Source organism: Paenibacillus sp. 2TAB19, assembly GCF_052115185.1.
GTDB lineage: Bacteria > Bacillota > Bacilli > Paenibacillales > Paenibacillaceae > Pristimantibacillus.
On the sequence record NZ_JBFRGE010000200.1, the window covers coordinates 1 to 1,292 of the forward strand.

Consider the following 1,292-nt stretch of genomic DNA (forward strand, 5'->3'; position numbering starts at 1 on the left):
CCAACCAACTAGCGCCTCTTCATTGGCAGACTCAACTGCAATGGACCGTAGCTCGGTACTTCTTACACTCACGGATCTTGGACGAAAAAAAACGTTTGAAGCTTTGCGGAATAAAGAAAACTTTTTTTATGAACGAATAGCACAATGGGATAATCAACAACTTGAAAAGTTTACTGAAATGCTCAAAGCTATAAATGGATTTGGGTAAGACCATTAAACTTTTATAGTAAATAGTTACAGATATACAAACATACTTTTAGTTGAATTGCCGTGGAGCCTTAACGAGATAATGCCCGTGTGAGGTTGCTACAGTCACAATAAGTCGGGACTCTGCAATGACCCAATGTATTCGTATTTGTATATTTTACCGGCTGGACCGGTTTGAATTACTCGGAATTTACCTCTTTCTACAAGGCTTCTGCAGTACTTGATGACCGTTTGCTTGTGAATCTCCAGTTCAATCGCCGCTTTCGCTGGGCTAATGATACGATTGTGCCGAATCGCTAGACGCATCAACTGGCGTTCGATTTTTTGATATTCGCGACGAGGCATTTGATTTTTCTCACCCGTTGACACTAGATAGGGGGCTAGTATGCAGCGAATCATAGTTCGTACGAACAATGGATTTTCTTTCATTTCATCTAAGGGTATAGAAATCACTTGGCATTCTTGTGATTGCAAGAACAAAGCTCTATTTAGATCCATTCGATATTTCGAACGATCCGTGCCATGTGAACCATAATCCATGACTTCGAATACATAACGAAGACTGCCCATGATCCAAATAAAATCCACAAAGTAAGGCCGAATCCGTGCCCTCTTTTCAAAGCATCCTTTCGTTCCCCCTGGCGTTTGGACAAGTGATCGTTTACCCACTTCTTATGCTCGATCTCAAAACTCAACTGTGTCACCCTTCCCTGGCAAAAAATAAAACGCCTCGACTTCCCTTACATTAGAAGGGATACCGAGGCGTTCTTCGCCAAACCATATTTAAGTAAAACCATAATAATTCATTTAAAGCCAAGCAGCAATAAGTATTATTTCCGTACTATAGTCTCATGAACATTTTGTGTGATTTTTCATACAAATGCAAAGGCCAACCTAAGCTACATTCTCGTTTATACGACTTTTCATACAAATAATCGCAATACACAGCAGGAGCGTTCAACTTTGTACGATTTTTCGAATAAAACAACTATATTAGGGTCAAGTCCAAAGTTGTGTGTAAAATCCTCGAACAGAAAGCCTACTCGTCGCGAGTAGGTTTTTCGGTTGTCTTTGGTGTTTTCTTT

The 1,292-nt window shown here is 40.2% G+C and carries 1 protein-coding gene and 1 pseudogene; one reads left to right on the plus strand and one right to left on the minus strand.

Annotated features, from left to right (window positions below; translation table 11 throughout):
* Positions 1–208: pseudogene (locus AB4Z33_RS30965) on the plus strand (MarR family winged helix-turn-helix transcriptional regulator); the annotation flags it as partial.
* Between the two features lie 104 nt (positions 209–312).
* Here AB4Z33_RS30965 and AB4Z33_RS30970 read toward each other — a convergent pair.
* A complete protein-coding gene (locus AB4Z33_RS30970) occupies positions 313–876 on the minus strand; it encodes a hypothetical protein (RefSeq protein ID WP_442053580.1) in 564 nt (187 codons plus the stop codon).
* Positions 877–1,292: the final 416 nt, after the last annotated feature.